At 69.1% G+C, this 14532-nt stretch carries 15 protein-coding genes and 1 pseudogene; 15 read left to right on the top strand and 1 reads right to left on the bottom strand.

Going from position 1 to position 14532, the window contains the following annotated elements; all coding sequences use genetic code 11:
* Positions 1-228 precede the first annotated feature (228 nt).
* From BM093_RS32485 to BM093_RS36375, 15 genes and pseudogenes are all read left to right on the top strand, one after another.
* Positions 229-654 carry a DUF485 domain-containing protein gene (locus BM093_RS32485; protein ID WP_093356530.1) on the top strand — a complete coding sequence of 142 codons (426 nt, stop codon included), beginning with the start codon at positions 229-231 and terminating at the stop codon, positions 652-654.
* A 331-nt stretch (positions 655-985) separates the two neighbouring features.
* Positions 986-2215, top strand: a pseudogene (locus BM093_RS32480) (solute symporter family protein); the annotation flags it as partial.
* 286 nt (positions 2216-2501) lie between these two features.
* Positions 2502-3185 carry a maleate cis-trans isomerase family protein gene (locus BM093_RS37695; RefSeq protein WP_342743062.1) on the top strand — a complete coding sequence of 228 codons (684 nt, stop codon included), beginning with the start codon at positions 2502-2504 and terminating at the stop codon, positions 3183-3185.
* Between the two features lie 67 nt (positions 3186-3252).
* A complete protein-coding gene (locus tag BM093_RS32470; protein WP_093356518.1) occupies positions 3253-4422 on the top strand; it encodes an LLM class flavin-dependent oxidoreductase in 1170 nt (389 codons plus the stop codon).
* 78 nt (positions 4423-4500) lie between these two features.
* A complete protein-coding gene (locus tag BM093_RS32465) occupies positions 4501-5472 on the top strand; it encodes an AraC family transcriptional regulator (RefSeq protein WP_093356514.1) in 972 nt (323 codons plus the stop codon).
* Positions 5473-5500: 28 nt separating this feature from the next.
* Positions 5501-6313 (top strand): IclR family transcriptional regulator, encoded by an 813-nt coding sequence (locus BM093_RS32460; RefSeq protein WP_093356535.1) that lies wholly within the window; start codon positions 5501-5503, stop codon positions 6311-6313.
* A 150-nt stretch (positions 6314-6463) separates the two neighbouring features.
* A complete protein-coding gene (locus tag BM093_RS32455) occupies positions 6464-7855 on the top strand; it encodes a Rieske 2Fe-2S domain-containing protein (RefSeq protein WP_093356509.1) in 1392 nt (463 codons plus the stop codon).
* Positions 7852-8499: a 3-phenylpropionate/cinnamic acid dioxygenase subunit beta gene (locus tag BM093_RS32450; protein WP_093356504.1), complete on the top strand. Its 648-nt coding sequence runs from the start codon at positions 7852-7854 to the stop codon at positions 8497-8499. Before BM093_RS32455 ends, BM093_RS32450 begins: the two co-directional genes overlap by 4 nt.
* Positions 8496-8810 carry a hypothetical protein gene (locus tag BM093_RS32445; RefSeq protein WP_093356500.1) on the top strand — a complete coding sequence of 105 codons (315 nt, stop codon included), beginning with the start codon at positions 8496-8498 and terminating at the stop codon, positions 8808-8810. Before BM093_RS32450 ends, BM093_RS32445 begins: the two co-directional genes overlap by 4 nt.
* Positions 8807-9592 carry a 3-(cis-5,6-dihydroxycyclohexa-1,3-dien-1-yl)propanoate dehydrogenase gene (gene hcaB, locus BM093_RS32440; protein WP_093356496.1) on the top strand — a complete coding sequence of 262 codons (786 nt, stop codon included), beginning with the start codon at positions 8807-8809 and terminating at the stop codon, positions 9590-9592. The genes BM093_RS32445 and hcaB overlap by 4 nt, the downstream gene beginning before the upstream one ends.
* Before the next feature lie 23 nt (positions 9593-9615).
* A complete protein-coding gene (locus BM093_RS32435) occupies positions 9616-9813 on the top strand; it encodes a ferredoxin (protein WP_093356492.1) in 198 nt (65 codons plus the stop codon).
* Entirely contained in the window at positions 9813-11054 is a 1242-nt protein-coding gene (locus BM093_RS32430) for an NAD(P)/FAD-dependent oxidoreductase (protein WP_093356488.1), read from the top strand. Before BM093_RS32435 ends, BM093_RS32430 begins: the two co-directional genes overlap by 1 nt.
* The gene (gene phtC / locus BM093_RS32425) at positions 11051-11812 is read left to right on the top strand and encodes a 3,4-dihydroxyphthalate decarboxylase (RefSeq protein ID WP_093356484.1); all 762 of its coding nucleotides are present in this window, start codon (positions 11051-11053) and stop codon (positions 11810-11812) included. The genes BM093_RS32430 and phtC overlap by 4 nt, the downstream gene beginning before the upstream one ends.
* Before the next feature lie 105 nt (positions 11813-11917).
* Positions 11918-12910, top strand: coding sequence for a substrate-binding domain-containing protein (locus tag BM093_RS32420; RefSeq protein WP_093356480.1), 993 nt, complete (start codon positions 11918-11920; stop codon positions 12908-12910).
* Positions 12911-13334: 424 nt separating this feature from the next.
* Positions 13335-13520, top strand: a complete 186-nt coding sequence (locus tag BM093_RS36375; protein WP_177238847.1) for a S1 domain-containing protein — start codon at positions 13335-13337, stop codon at positions 13518-13520.
* A gap of 163 nt (positions 13521-13683) precedes the next feature.
* Here the strand turns inward: BM093_RS36375 and BM093_RS32410 are convergent, their stop codons facing one another.
* Entirely contained in the window at positions 13684-14202 is a 519-nt protein-coding gene (locus BM093_RS32410) for a UbiA family prenyltransferase (RefSeq protein WP_093356471.1), read from the bottom strand.
* Positions 14203-14532: the final 330 nt, after the last annotated feature.

Below are 14532 nucleotides of genomic sequence, written 5' to 3'. Positions count from 1 at the left end.
CGAGAGCACCGCACACGCCCCGAGTAGCAGCACCGCGAGCACGTCGTGGCGCACTCCTCGCGCTTTGCGCGGGTCGGGAACCTGCGACAACGCCTCTACCAGCGACAACATCACAGCTGGCGCCGGCTCGGTCGCAGCGGTGGCGATCACCTCATCGAGGTCGACCTCCACCTGATCCAGGGCAGCAACGATCGGGGACACTGACAACGCGGGCACGGGCTTCCTGACGTGATCAAGGACTTCGACACCCTCATGATCACGTCGGGCCCCGTGCCCGCCTTCGTACCTACGCCCGCGTGTCGCCGCAGGTCAGCAGTCGCTCATCCTGACTTTGCCGGGGCCCTGGGGGCCGGGGCGCCGGAGTGGGCCGCGATTGCGGGCAGCCCGGAATTCATCCGGTTCCGGCGGGCCCGGCGCCGGTTGGCGCTTGCTTGCTTGGTGCCGTTCGCGGCCCTCTTTTTCGCCCTACCGATCATGACCGCGATGACCGAGGTGCTCAGCGAGGCCGTGGCGGGGTCGCTGACGTGGGCCTACCTGTGGGCCTTCGCCCTGTTCGTGGTCGGCTGGATCGTGTCGGGAATCTACGGCCGCCGGGCCGCACGACTCGATGCACTGGCCATCGACGCCGTTCACAGCGTGGGAGATCAGCGATGAACCGGGAACCAGGCCCGCAGCGAGAACGCTACGACGCACTCGTGATCAGCGCCGGCCCGTCGGGCGCCGTGGCGACCAAGGATCTCGCGCAGGCCGGCTTCGGCGTGATCCGCCTGGAGCAGGGTGAGTGGACCAGCCGGCGGGCAGGCGGGACTCTGATGCGCCGGCGCCGGCCAAGGTCCCGCTGGGACGGCAGGGACGCCCCGAGGAGATCGCCGCAGCAGCCGTGTTCTGGCCGGCCCGGCAGCGTCCTTCATCACCGGCCAGGACATTGTCGGCGCCGGCGGGCTGTCCAGCTGACCTGCGCTTCAGCGCCAGAGAGGGGGCTGAAATGAATCCTGCTGCTATGAGCATCTTCGTCGCGGTCGTGCTCGCCACCCTGCTGCTCACCTGGCGGGCCGCGCGACGCAACCGCACGGCGGCCGACCACTACGTGGCCGGTGGTCGCCTGGGTGGCTGGCAGAACGGCCTTGCCATCACCGGCGACTTCGTCTCTGCCGCCGCGTTCCTCGGCATCTCCGGCGCGATCGCGCTCGGCGGGTTCGACGGCTACTACACGATGCTCGGTGTACCCCTGGGCTTCTGCCTCATGCTGTTTCTCGTCGCCGGGCCGTTGCGCAACCTCGGCCGCTACACCCTGGCTGACATGCTGACCGGCCGTTCCTCCCGCAACACGCTGCGCGGCCTCGCGGCGGTGAACACACTGTTCATCAGCCTGATCTACATGGTCGCCCAGTTCGTGGGCGCTGGCGGACTGGTGAGCCTGCTGACCGGGCTGGACTACCGGGTGGCGGTGGTCGGCATCGGCGTGCTGATGACGATCTACATCACCCTCGGCGGGATGCTGGCAACCACCTGGATCCAGATCCTCAAGGCCACGCTGCTGCTGCTCGGCACGCTGACGCTGGTGGTGCTGACGGTAGCGCGGTTCGGGATGAGCCCGGACGCCGTGTTCGGCGCCGTGGACGGCCGGCTACTGCGCCCCTCGCCCCCACACAGCACCTGGGCGGCCCTGGACCTGTTCTCACTCAACGTGTCGGTGGGGCTGGGTATCGCCAGCCTCCCCCATCTGCTGATCCGTTTTCTCACCGTGCCCGACGCCCGGGTGGCCCGCCAGTCCGTGATCACCGCCGGCGTGTTCACCGGGCTGTTCGGCATCGCCCTGCCGATGATCGGCTACGGCGCGGCCGCGCTTGTCGGCCCCGACGCGCTGTACCGGGCCAGCTCGGCGGGGAACCTGGCCGCGCCGCAGCTCGCCGAGGTACTGGGCGGGCAGGTGTTCCTCGGCTTCATCGCGGCGGTGGCCTTCGCGACGATCGTTGCCGTGCTCGCGGGGCTCGTGATCGCCACCTCGGGGGCAGTGGCCCATGACCTCTACGGGGCCGTGCTGAAACGCGGGCGGGTGGACGAACGTAGCCAGCTGACCGCGGCCCGCATCACCAGCTTCGCGGTGTGCATCGTGGCGATGGCGCTCGCGCTCGGCGCGCGTGGGCTGAATCTGGCGTTCCTGATCTCTCTCGGCCTTGCCGTCGCCGCAGCCACCAACCTGCCGGTGCTGCTGTGCACCATCTACTGGCGCCGATTCACCTCCACTGGGGCGATCTGCGGCACCGTCGTCGGGCTGGGCGCCGCCGTAGTCCTCACCCTGCTGAGCCCGAGCGTGCTCGGTGCTTCCGCGTTCGTGCCGTTGACCAACCCAGCGGTGTTCTGCGCTCCGGCGGGATTCCTCGCGTGCTGGCTCGGCACCGTGCTCGGACCGCCCGATCGAGCCTCGGGGGGATGTCGTTCGACGAGGTACAGGTACGTGCTGCGGTCGGCGACCCGGCCCATCTCGTGGGACAGCGGACATGACCCCGCGGGTCGGCCTGGTGCTACCCAGCGTGCAGGTGATCACCGAGCCATTGTTCGCCCGTGCCATGCCGGAGATCGATTTTCTGGCGACTCGAGTCGCGCTGTGCGGCACTGCGATCGCAGATCTCGAGGCGATGGAGGAACAGTTTCCACGAGCGGTCGACGACCTCGTCGCCGCCCGCGTCGACCTCCTGGTGTCGTGCTGCACCGCGTCAGGTGCACTGCGCGGTCGAGAGGCTGATGAATTGGCCTGCGCGGAGGTGACCGCCCGGACCGGAACTCCGATGACCACCACGATGCTCGCGGTCGTGGAACAGCTGCAGGAGCTGGGGGCACGTCGGCTCACCGTGATCACCCCCTACCCACCGGCACTCGATGCGATCGAGCATCAGTACCTGCGAGACAACGGGTTCGAGGTACTCGCCGCTGCTGGCCAGAGCACCAGCGACGGCTTCGCGATCTCGCTGGCAGACCCTGCTGATATCGCCGAGCTGGCCCGCCGCACCTGGGACCCAACGAGCGACGCGCTCCTTCTGATCTGCATGAACTGGCCCGCCTATGCGGCCACGGCTGCACTGGAGGATCTCGGTGCGCCGGTCGTGACCTCGCACGGAGCGACGCTGCGCGCCCTCCGCAGGCGGATAGCGCAGGATGGACGACGCGCGGCGTCAGACGGATAGGTGGGCCGCACGGGACAGACCAGGCTGGCACAACACGGTCGATGACGCCCACCGAACTGGAGAAGAGATGGCAATCGCTGCCGAGCTCGGACTCGTTCCCGCCACCCCCCGCGCACCACACGAGAACACGCCGCTGGCCGATGGCCGGACCACCAACGCGATGTTCGCCGAGCAGCCCCTCAAACTGGGCCTGTTCGGAACCAACTGCTCCTACGGCCTGACCATGTCCGAGGCCGCGACCGGCTACGAGCTGACCTGGCCGCACACCCTGGAGATCGCCCAGAAGGCCGACCGGATCGGGTTCGAGGCGTTGGTGCCGGTCGCCCGCTGGCGCGGGTTCGGCAGCACCACCAACTACAACGGCACCTGCTTCGAGACCTACACCTGGGCAGCAGGCCTGTCCCAGGCCACCGAACGCATCACGGTCTTCGCGACCTCGCACGTGCCGACCGTGCACCCGATTGTCGCAGCCAAGATGGCCACCACCATCGACCACATCAGCGGCGGCCGGTTCGGGCTCAACATCGTGATGGGCTGGTTCAGCCCCGAGATGGAGATGTTCGACGGCACCCAGCGCGAGCACGATGAGCGCTACGCCTACGGCCAGGAGTGGATGGACTTCGTAGGCCGGCTGTGGTCGGAGCCGGGAAGCTTCGACGTCGAATCGACGTTCTTCAGCTGCCAGGACGTCGAGGCCTACCCGAAACCGGTCCAGGGGCCGCGCCCGGTCCTGATCAACGCAGGCAACTCTCCGGCCGGGATGGCGTTCTCGGCGCGCAACGTGGACGTCAACTTCGCGGCCATGACCACGGTCGAGGACATGGCCGACTACACGAAGCGACTGCGTGAGCTGGCCCGCACCGACTACGACCGGGACGTGTCCGCGATGACCTACGGGCTCATCGTCTGCCGGGACACCGAAGCCGAGGCTCACGCCGTCTACCAGGACATCCTGGACAAGGGCGACCGGGACGGCGCCAACAACCTGATGAAGGTCGCCGGCATGCAGATGCGCTCGCTCGACGCCCAGATCGCGGCGTTCCAGGACCGGTTCATCGCCGGCTGGGGCGGTTACCCGATCATCGGAACCCCCGAGCAGGTCGTGGACGAGCTGGGCCGGATCCACGCCGCGGGCATGGGCGGAATGATCATGGGCCTGCTCGACTACAGCGCCGAGCTGGACTACTTCGACGACAAGATCATGCCGCTACTGAAGGAGGCCGGCCTGCGAGTCTGAGAGACTCCAGAGGATTCCTCTGGCCTCCGGAGGGCGCTAGGCTTCGTGTGCCCCTGTTCACCGCGGAACGGGAGACCGATGCTGAACCTGCCGCTCGACCGTCACGAGATCGTCCACACCGCCGATGCCGACGTGGCGCACGACTGGATCGCGCGCACCTACCTCGAGCACCGGCTCAGCCTCGCCGACGGTCGACTCGGTCTGCGGCTGCACGCGTGGACCGACGAAGTGCTGACCCTGGGCTATGTCGCCTACGGCGGCGAGGCAACGCTGACGATGCCACCAACCTGCGACACGTACCACATCAACCTCACCCTCCGCGGGGGGACGAAGGGCGACCGGCGGGACGCGACCGCACAGACCTGGGCGGGCGAGAGCGGCCTGGTGCTACTCCCGAATCTGCCCACCACGGTGGCGTGGAGCGCGGACGCGGCCCAGCTGATCCTCAAAGTGCCCCGAACCATCCTGGAGGGCCGCTATGCGGAGCTGACGGGCGAGAGCCCCGACGGTCCCTTGCAGCTCCCGTTCGCACTCGACCTGGGCACCCCCGAGGGGCAGGGCCTGCGCCGGTCGGTGGAGTTCCTGGCAGATGAGCTCAACCGGCCGGCGGGCCTCGCCGCGGCCGACCTGGCGCGCCGGCGACTGGAGGACTTCGTCCTGTGCCAAGTTCTGGCCGCCGCAGGTGTCACCCGGACGATCGCGGGCGCCGCGGGCATGCCGCGCAGACGGGTGGCCGAGGTCGTGGACTACATGCGCGCCCACGCGCACGAACACCTGCGTCCCGAGGACCTGGCGCGGGTCGCCTGCATGAGCGTCCGTGCGCTGCAGGCGTCCTTCCGCCACGAGCTCGGCACCACGCCGAGCCGACTGCTACGCGAGATCCGGTTGGAGCGAGTGCACACGGCGTTGAGCTCGGGGAACCCCGACGTGAGCATCGGCGCGGTCGCCCTGCGGTGGGGCTTTGCTCACCTGGGGCGCTTCTCGGCGCAGTACCGGTCCCGGTTCGGCGAACTACCGAACCAGACATTGGCCCGCGCGCGCCGGGCATGATGTGCCGCTGGTCGCGATCACGGCAGGTATGGTCTCTGCTGTGAAGAAATCAGTGCCGGACGGGGCGGACGGCGCCGGGGCGAAGCCGCCGCAGTACCCGATCGAGTCGGTCGACAACGCCCTGAAGATCCTGTTGCTGTTCGGAGAGCGTTCCGAGGTGCGGCTCACCGATGTCAGCGACCATCTCGGGGTCGCCTCCTCGACCGCGCACAGAATGCTGGCCATGCTGCTGTATCGCGGCTTCGTCAGGCAGGACGCCCGAACCAAGATCTACCGCCCGGGAACCGCCCTGACCGGGGTGGCCTACTCCATCCTGCAGCGTTTCGACTTCCGGGCGGAGCTGCACCCGTTCCTCGAACGACTGAACGGGGAGCTGCGCGAATCCGTGCATCTGGGGCTGCTGGACGGCACCGTGGTCCGGTTCATCGACGCCATCGAGAGCCCGCAGGCAGTCCGTGTCGCCTCCCGACTGGGCATGTCCTTGCTGGCGACCTCGACCTCCACGGGCAAAGCGATACTCGCGCAGATGTCCCAGGCCGAGGTGCACTCGTTGTTCCCGGACGAGGAGCTGGAGGGGCTCACGGACAACAGCCTGCGCAGCCGCACCGAGCTGGACCGGCAGCTGGCGCTGGTGCGTAAGCGTGGCTACGCGGTCAGCTCCGAAGAGAGCGAGCCGGGGGTGTCGTCGGTGGCGGTGGCCTTCGCACCCAATCGTGCCCCCGCCCGGCTGGCCTTCAACGTCGCCCTGCCGACCTCCCGCATGTCCAAGCAGGACCAGGCTCGGATCGGGGCCATCCTGCTCGGCGTTGTGCAGGAGGCGGGTGCCGCCCTGCACGGCTGACGGCTGAGTAGTAGACCTCGGCGCCCCTGCCTGTTGTCGGGCAGGGGCGCCGTGCTGTGTCGCGGTACGGCTTGACACGCCACGCGCCGTCACCGATTCTGTAAATCGGATAGTCACTCTGACAGCCAGAGAACAAGCAAGGAGTCGTCGATGACCAACCTCGACCTCGTGCTGGGGGATGTGCGGCGAGGGATGATCCCCGCCCACATCTACAACGACGAGGAAATCTTCCGGCTGGAGCGGGAGCGGCTCTTCAGCCGGGCCTGGCTCTTCGTGGGCCATGACTCGGAGATCCCTCAGGCCGGCGACTACGTGGTGCGCCGCGTGCTCGACGACTCGTTCATCCTGTCCCGCGGCGAGGACGGCCAGGTCCGCGCACTGTTCAACATGTGCCTGCACCGCGGCATGCAGGTCTGCCGCGCCGAGATGGGCAACGCGTCGCACTTCCGGTGCCCATACCACGGCTGGTCGTACCGCAACGACGGCCGCATCGTGGGGCTGCCATTCCACAAGGACGCCTACGGTGGCGAGGCCGGCTTCAAGCGCAAGGGCCAGACCCTGCTCCCGGCGCCGTCCCTGGACACCTACAACGGGCTGATCTTCCTCAGCATGGACCCGGACGCGCCGCCGCTGCGGGAGTACCTGGGCGATTTCACGTTCTACCTGGACTACTACACGCGTCAGTCGGCGAGCGGGATCGAGCTGCGCGGCCCGCAGCGCTGGCGGGTCAAGGCGAACTGGAAGATCGGCGCCGAAAACTTCGCCGGCGACATGTACCACACCCCGCAGACCCACACTTCGGTCGTCGAGATCGGGCTGTTCCGCGAGCCCAAGGCCGAGAAGCGTAAGGACGGCAACACCTACTGGGCGGGCAACGGCGGCGGCACCACCTACAAGCTGCCGCCGGGCACGCTGGAGGAGAAGCTGCGCTATGTCGGCTATCCCGACGTGATGATTGAGAAGATGAAGCAGCAGTGGTCGGACGACCAGCTGAACGTGATCGGCCGGGACGGGTTCATGATCTCCGCGGCGTCGGCGTTTCCGAACATGAGCATGGTGCACAACTGGCCGCGGGTCGAGGACTCCGACGACGTGCTGCCGTTCATCTCACTGCGCACCTGGCAGCCGGTGGGCCCGGATGAGACCGAGGTGCTGTCCTGGTTCGCGGTCGATGCCGAGGCTCCGGAGGAGTTCAAGGCGCTGTCCTACAAGGCCTACCTGATGTGTTTCGGCTCGACCGGCATGTTCGAGCAGGACGACGTGGAGAACTGGGTCTCGTTGACCAGCACCGCGTCCGGGGCGATGGCCCGACGGCTGTTGCTCAACAGCCGGATGGGTCTGCTCGAGGACGGCACCGAGGTCGTTCCGCCGCTGACCCGCGACGAGTACGCCGGCCCGGGTGAGGCCCACGTCGGCTACGGCGAGTACAACCAGCGACACCTGCTCAACCGGTGGGCGGACGTGCTGGAAAAGCCCGTCGACAAGGTCTCCCAGGTCGAGGTCTCCGGTGTTGCGGCCGAGCGGACGGAGGAGCGGGCATGAGTCTCGACGCCGCGACCACTGGCCCGAAGGCCGAGCAGGACAAGGCCGGTGCCAAGCCCACCGGCAACGGCGGCCCCTACTCGGCACAGTCCCGCCTCGGCGGGCACGCGCCGCGCACCGAGCGAACCGGCCGTGCACTGCCGTTCGACGACCCGCGTCATCTGCAGGCCCACCACTGGATGGTGGAGGAGGCCTACATCCTCGACGCCCAGAACTACTCCGACTGGCTGGACCTGCTCACCGAGGACATTCACTACATCATGCCGGTGCGAGTCACCACCGCGCTGACCGCAGGATATGACTCTGCACCGCACATGGCGCACTTCGATGAGAACAAGTACTCGCTGTCGCGCCGGGTGGCGCGCTTCCTCACCGAGCACGCGTGGACCGAGGACCCACCCTCGCGGCTGCGCCATCACATCTCCAACGTGCGGACCTTCGCCACCCCGAACCCGGAGGAGCTGATCGTCGACACCGCGGTCCTGCTCTACCGCAGCCGGGGCGACGTCCGCGAGGCATCGGTGATCTCGGCCGGCCGCGAAGATCTCCTCCGCAAGGTCGGCGACGGTTGGCAACTCGCGCGGCGCACCATCCTGGTCGACGACTCGGTGCTGCGCACCCAGAATCTGGCGATCTTCCTGTGAACCGGCCCGAACTGCACTGGGAAGGTGAAGCCGAGGACGCGGCCGCGGCGGCCGCGGCCGCCGCGGAACTCCGCGAGCTCAAGGCCCACCAGAGCGGCGAGGCCATCACGATCGGCAACGAGTTCTCCGAGATCCGGGTCTCGCGCGTGGAGACACGCAACGGTGCTCGGCTGCTGATCGAGGCCCCGAAGTCCGGGCAATGGGTAGCCCTGTGCCCGCTGGAGATGGAGTCACTGACCTGGCAGAACGCAGCCACCTTCTCCGCGATGATCGGGCATCCGTTCGGGCCGCTGTTCGAGGAGGAGACGTGAGCGCCTGGCTCGAGGGCAAGCGGGCGCTGGTCATCGGGGCGGGCTCCGGGATCGGTCGCGCGGTGGTCGATGCCTTCCGCGCCGAGGGAGCCCAGGTGGCCGTTCTGGAGCGGGACGAGGCCAAGTGCGCCACGCTCGCCGCGGAGATACCCGGGCTGCCCGTGGTCGTCGGTGACGCCACCACCCGTGCGGCCAACGACAAGGCCGTCGCGACCGCGGTCGAGGCGTTCGGAGGGTTGGACGTCCTGGTCAACTGCGTCGGCGTGTTCGACTTCTACCGTGGCGTCGGCGAGCTCGACGCCGACCGGATCGACGACGCGTTCGACGAGATCTTCCGGGTCAACGTCAAGAGCCACCTGCACTCGGTGAAGGCGGCACTGCCCGCGTTGCGGCAGAGCCGAGGAACGATCCTGCTCACCGAGTCCACCTCGGCCTACTACCCCGGTCGAGGCGGGGTGCTCTACGTGTCGACCAAGTTCGCCGTGCGCGGGCTGGTCACGGCGATGGCGCACGAGCTGGCACCGCAGATCCGGGTCAACGGTGTGGCACCCGGCGGCACGCTGAACACCGACCTGCGCGGCATCGGCAGTCTCGGACTCGACGAGCGCCGACTGGGCGACACCCCTGGTCGGGCGGAGGAGCTGGCCGCACGGGTGCCGTTGCAGGTCGCGCTGTCCGGCGAGGACCACGCGTGGAGCTACGTGTTCCTGGCCTCGGACCGCTCACGCGGCATCACCGGCGGGGTCGTGCACCCCGACGGCGGCATCGGCGCCAAGGCCTAAGACAACAGAAAGGGAGAGGCGACATGGCGGTCGTGAAGGCCGACCTCGCGGCGTGCCAAGGGTACGCCAACTGCGTGGTCGGCGCGGAGGACGTGTTCGACATCGACGACGACGGAATCGTGGTCCTGCTCAAGACGACGATTCCTGACGCCGATCGCACCCGGGTCGAGGAAGCGGCCCGCAGCTGCCCGGTGTCAGCGCTGGTCATCGAGGACGACTGATGGCCCGCACAGTGATCGTCGGAGCATCCGTCGGTGGCGTCCGCACAGCCCAGGCACTGCGGGCCGCCGGCTACCCCGGGGAGATCGCGCTGATCGGGGACGAGGATGTCCCGCCCTACGACAAACCCCCGCTGTCCAAGGCGCTGCTGGCCGGCACCGCCACCCTGGACAGCGTGGGGCTGCTCACCGCCGAGGCCGCGGCCGCCGCGGGTATTGAGCTCGTGCTCGGCAGCCCGGCCACTCGCCTCGACCGGAAGCAACACCAGGTACTGCTCGCCGACGGCACCGCCGAACCCTACGACGCCCTCGTGATCGCGACCGGGGCGCGGCCCCGCCCGTCCCCGTGGGGAACCCCGCGCGGGGTGCACGTGGTGCGGACGCTGGCGGATGCGCGCGCGCTCGCCGCCGCCCTACGGGCCGGGGGGCCGCTCGTGGTCGTCGGCGCCGGGTTCATCGGCGCCGAGGTCGCGGCGACCGCGCTGGGCCTCGGCCTCGACGACGTCACGGTCGTCGACCCGATGTCGGTACCGCTGTCGCGTGTGCTCAACCCGGAGGTCGCCACCATATTTGGCACCCTGCACGCCGAGCGCGGAGTATCTGCCCGCTTCGGCGTGGGCGTCACCGACATCCGGGAGATACCCGCCGGGCTCGAGGTCGGGCTCGACGATGGCACCGTACTGCCCGCCGCCACGGTCGTCGTCGGCATCGGGGCCGTGCCCAACGATGACTGGCTCGCCGACAGCGGGATCGCCACCGAGGACGGCGTGCTATGCGACCGCTTCTGCCGCTCGGTCTCCGACCCGCACGTATGGGCGGTGGGAGACGTCTCCCGGTGGTGGCACCCGGGCCACGGGCAGACCATGCGACTGGAGCACTGGACGAACGCGGTCGAGCAAGCGGTGGTCGTGGCCCACAACATCACCCACCCGCACGAGCTCCGAAGCCATGCGCCGGTCGAGTACGTGTGGAGCGACCAATACGACTGGAAGATCCAGCTCGTCGGACGCACCGGCGGCGAACTCGCACACGTCCGGGTGGACGGCACCAACCCGCACCGATCCTTCGCCGTGCTCTACTCCGACGAGTCCGACCGCTTCGTCGGCGCGCTCGTCGTCAACTGGCCCAAGGCACTGATCACGTGCCGGCGAGTGCTGACCAAGACCGCGACGGAGCCCGCTCCGGTAGGGCAGGTGCACACGCTCGTGGAGAACGCGCGACCGCCCGCTCGGGCGGCGTCATGAGCACCGTCGCACCAGCCTCTGTCGAGCTGGCGCCCCAGCGGGAACTGATTGCCCAGGCCTGCCGGGTACTGGCGGGGCGCGGGTTGGCCGACGGCATCCTCGGACACATCAGCCTGCGGACCGACGAGCGCCGGCTGCTCGTGCGCTGCCGGGGACCGCAGGAACGCGGCCTCGGCTACACCACCCCCGATGACATCCGGCTCGTCGACCTGGACGGAGGACCTGGTGCCCAGGGGGAGCTCGACGGTTACGCACCGCCCAACGAGCTACCGCTGCACACCGAGGTGTTGCGCCACCGCCCGGACGTCGCAGCGGTGCTGCACGCCCATCCGCCCGAGGTCGTCGCCGCCGACCTGGCCGGCATCGCGATCCGGCCGATCGTCGGCGCCTTCGACATCCCTGGCACCCGGCTCGCCGCGGGCGGGGTCCCGGTACACCCCCGCGGCGTGCTGGTCCGTAACCGTGGTCTCGCCCAGGAGATGGTCCAGGCCATGGGGGACCGCCCGGTCGTCCTGCTCCGCGCCCACGGACTGACCAGCGCCGCCGCCACGGTGGAGCAGTCGGTGCTGCAGGCGATCAGCATCGACGGCCTGGCCCGGCTGTCGCTGCGGATCGTTTCCGCGGGCGGGACCCTGGTCGACCTGCCCGACGCCGACCTGGCCGAGCTCCCGGATCTCGGCGCCGGGTTCAACACCGACACGAGCTGGCGGCACGAGATTGCCCGGCTCCACGGTGTCGTCGGCCCCACAGCGATCTGAGATGGCCACGAGCATGGAGGGGAAGGCGCGGGTGCATACACACGGGAGCCAAAGAACGAAGCGGGTCGCACGGCTCCGCCACGAAGCAGTACGGAGTCGGGTCGCGTGAGCGCCCCGATCAGCCTGGCCTGCTGGGACTACGACCGGACACGGGCACTGGCCGACGGGCGGATTCGGCCCACCGGCGTCGATCTGACCTACCTGGACCTGCCGGTGGAGGAGACCTTCTTCCGCATGCTGCGCCACCGCGAGTTCGACGCGGCGGAGATGTCGCTGGCCTCCTACGTCACCCACCTCGGCCGCGCCACGTCCCCCGACCTCGTCGCCATCCCGGTGTTCCCGTCTCGCGCCTTCCGCCACGGCGGGATCTACGTCCGCACAAACAGCCCGGCCCGGCAGCCCGCGGACCTGGCCGGCGGGGTGGTCGGCGTACCCGAGTGGCAGCTGACAGCCGTCGTGTGGATCCGGGGGATCCTCGCCGACCGCCACGGCCTGCCCATCGACGCCGTCCGATACCGCACCGGCGGCATGCACGAGCCGGGTCGGGTCGAGAAGCAGGCGGTTGACCTGCCGCCCGGGGTCGAGGCGTCGCCGATCCCGCCGGACCGCACGCTGGTCGACATGCTCACCGCCGGAGAGATCGACGCCCTCTACGCCCCGCGCACACCGCGGCCGATGCGCGAGGGCGACACAACGGTGCGCCGGCTGTTCACCGACCCCCGTGCGGAGGAGGAACGCTACGCGGCCGAGACCGGAATCTTCCCGATCATGCACACCGTCGTGCTGCGGCAGGACGTGTACCGGGCCCGCCCGTGGCTGGCCCGATCGCTGCTCGACGGGTTCACCCACGCCAAGGAACTAGCCGAAGACCGGATGGCAGAGGAAGCCGCGAACCCCTATCTGTTGCCCTGGGCGGCCGACGAGCTACGGCGCACCCGTGCGCTCCTGGGCCGCGACCACTGGGCCTACGGCGTCGACCCCAATCGCGCCGTCCTCGAGGTCTTCCTCCGTTACGCCCACGACCAGGGACTGACCCCACGGCAACTCGCAGTCGACGACCTGTTCGTTCCGGAGACCCGAGAGTCGGTCATCGTATGACCCGGAGCAGCCTAGGCCGGTGCAGCACCCCCGGGTCAGGCGGCGGCACGGTGCCATTCTCTGCGGGAAGATCCACTCGACCGGGGCCGGTGCTGCGAGCTGCCGGCCCGGGATGCGGGCCGCGCTCGGAGCGGTGGACGCCTGCTCTGCGCTGCGGAGGGCCGTGCTGGGCTTCGGTTGCGACTGCCAGCTCGGTACCCAGCTAACCTGGGGCGGCCACGATCGCACCCCAAGCAGCTTGGACATTGGCTTCGAGCCACAGCAGACGTGGACGGTGCCCTGCCCCGGCTCGAAAGAGCCGGGAGGGCCCGCGAGGGCGACAGTAGTCGCACCGACACGGCCGCGGCCAGGTCTTGTCGCTCGGGTGCGCCGGGCGGTCGGCTTCCGCTTGAGACAGGAGCGATATCCCGTGCACACTGGAACCGTGATCAGCTTCGACCCTCAGACCGGCGTCGGGGAGATCGCTGTGGACGACGGCGCTACCGCCACCGCCAGGCGTAGCCATATCGAGGGGGGCGGCTGCCAGAGCCTGCGCGAAGGTGAACGCGTCCATTTCGAGCTGAGACACCACCCAGGCGGGGCAGAAGCCATCGACGTCTACACACTGTGACCGGGGTAGCGCGCACTCGTCCGAGCAGAGGTGGGTGGCTCGAGCACCCGGGTAAGCGATACGCCTGAGCGCCGGCACTGCAGGAGCTCAGAAGGCAGGAGCGGGTCGATCGCCACCGCGGCGAAGACAATCGCGAGGTAGTAGATCGAGCTGTGGAAGACCTTCAGCGCAACCGGCTGGCCCGCACCCGCGACGGCGCGCGCCGATAGAGGCGCAGCGCGTCGCGCAGGAACCAGGCTCCGGCCGCGGCGACGAGTCCGGCGTAGAACCAGCCCGTTCCGGCTACCGGGACGAGCAGCAGCGTGGTGGCGATCGTCGCGGCGGTGTAGAGCACGACCTGTCGGTCGACCACGATTTCTCCGGCCACCACGGGCAGCATCGGCACACCGGCGCGGGTGTAGTCGGTCCTGAACTGGATCGACAGCGGCCAGTAGTACGCCGGCGTCCAGAAGAAGATGACCAGGAAGAGCACGACCGGCGCCCACTCCAGACTGCCCGTCACGGCCGCCCCACCAATGAGAACAGGCATGCACCCAGACAGTCCGCCCCAGATGATGTTCTGCCAGGACCGGCGCTCGAGCACGATCGCATAGAACACGACGTAGAGCAGGACCGCCGCCAGCGCCAGGACGGCGGCGGCGGCGGCGTTGATCAATACCGTGAACCAGGCGATCGAGGCCAGGCCTGTCGACGATCATGAAATTCCCCCAGTGTGAGGGTGTCGCGATCACGTAATTCCCCCACGGCGATCACGGTTTTCCCCCAGGGGAGGACGTGCGTGTCGCTGCCAGGTCCGGGCCTCGGACGACCGAAGGCTGCGTCTCGTTGCCGAGCAGCGAGGTGGAGCCGAACCGTGCCGAGGAGGACCTTCGACGTGATCGACATTGTGGAGATCTTGACCCACTGGTATGCGGGCCGCTCGCAGCATGAGCTGGCGGCCAGCTTGGGGGTGGATCGCAAGACGCTGCGCAAGTACACCGCGCCGGCGATCGCCGCGGGCTGGGAGCCGGGT

The organism is Pseudonocardia ammonioxydans, assembly GCF_900115005.1.
Classification (GTDB): Bacteria; Actinomycetota; Actinomycetes; order Mycobacteriales; family Pseudonocardiaceae; genus Pseudonocardia; species Pseudonocardia ammonioxydans.
Note: the sequence above shows the minus strand (reverse complement) of the source record. Positions and strands in the feature narration are given on the sequence as shown.

What these genes read in the sequence shown, in the direction of transcription:
- BM093_RS37695 (WP_342743062.1), top strand. Translation starts at nt 2,502, where the DNA reads ATGACCCCGCGGGTCGGCCTGGTGCTACCCAGCGTGCAGGTGATCACC.
- BM093_RS32470 (WP_093356518.1), top strand. Translation starts at nt 3,253, where the DNA reads ATGGCAATCGCTGCCGAGCTCGGACTCGTTCCCGCCACCCCCCGCGCA.
- BM093_RS32465 (WP_093356514.1), top strand. Translation starts at nt 4,501, where the DNA reads ATGCTGAACCTGCCGCTCGACCGTCACGAGATCGTCCACACCGCCGAT.
- BM093_RS32460 (WP_093356535.1), top strand. Translation starts at nt 5,501, where the DNA reads ATGGTCTCTGCTGTGAAGAAATCAGTGCCGGACGGGGCGGACGGCGCC.
- BM093_RS32455 (WP_093356509.1), top strand. Translation starts at nt 6,464, where the DNA reads ATGACCAACCTCGACCTCGTGCTGGGGGATGTGCGGCGAGGGATGATC.
- BM093_RS32450 (WP_093356504.1), top strand. Translation starts at nt 7,852, where the DNA reads ATGAGTCTCGACGCCGCGACCACTGGCCCGAAGGCCGAGCAGGACAAG.
- BM093_RS32435 (WP_093356492.1), top strand. Translation starts at nt 9,616, where the DNA reads ATGGCGGTCGTGAAGGCCGACCTCGCGGCGTGCCAAGGGTACGCCAAC.
- BM093_RS32430 (WP_093356488.1), top strand. Translation starts at nt 9,813, where the DNA reads ATGGCCCGCACAGTGATCGTCGGAGCATCCGTCGGTGGCGTCCGCACA.
- phtC (WP_093356484.1), top strand. Translation starts at nt 11,051, where the DNA reads ATGAGCACCGTCGCACCAGCCTCTGTCGAGCTGGCGCCCCAGCGGGAA.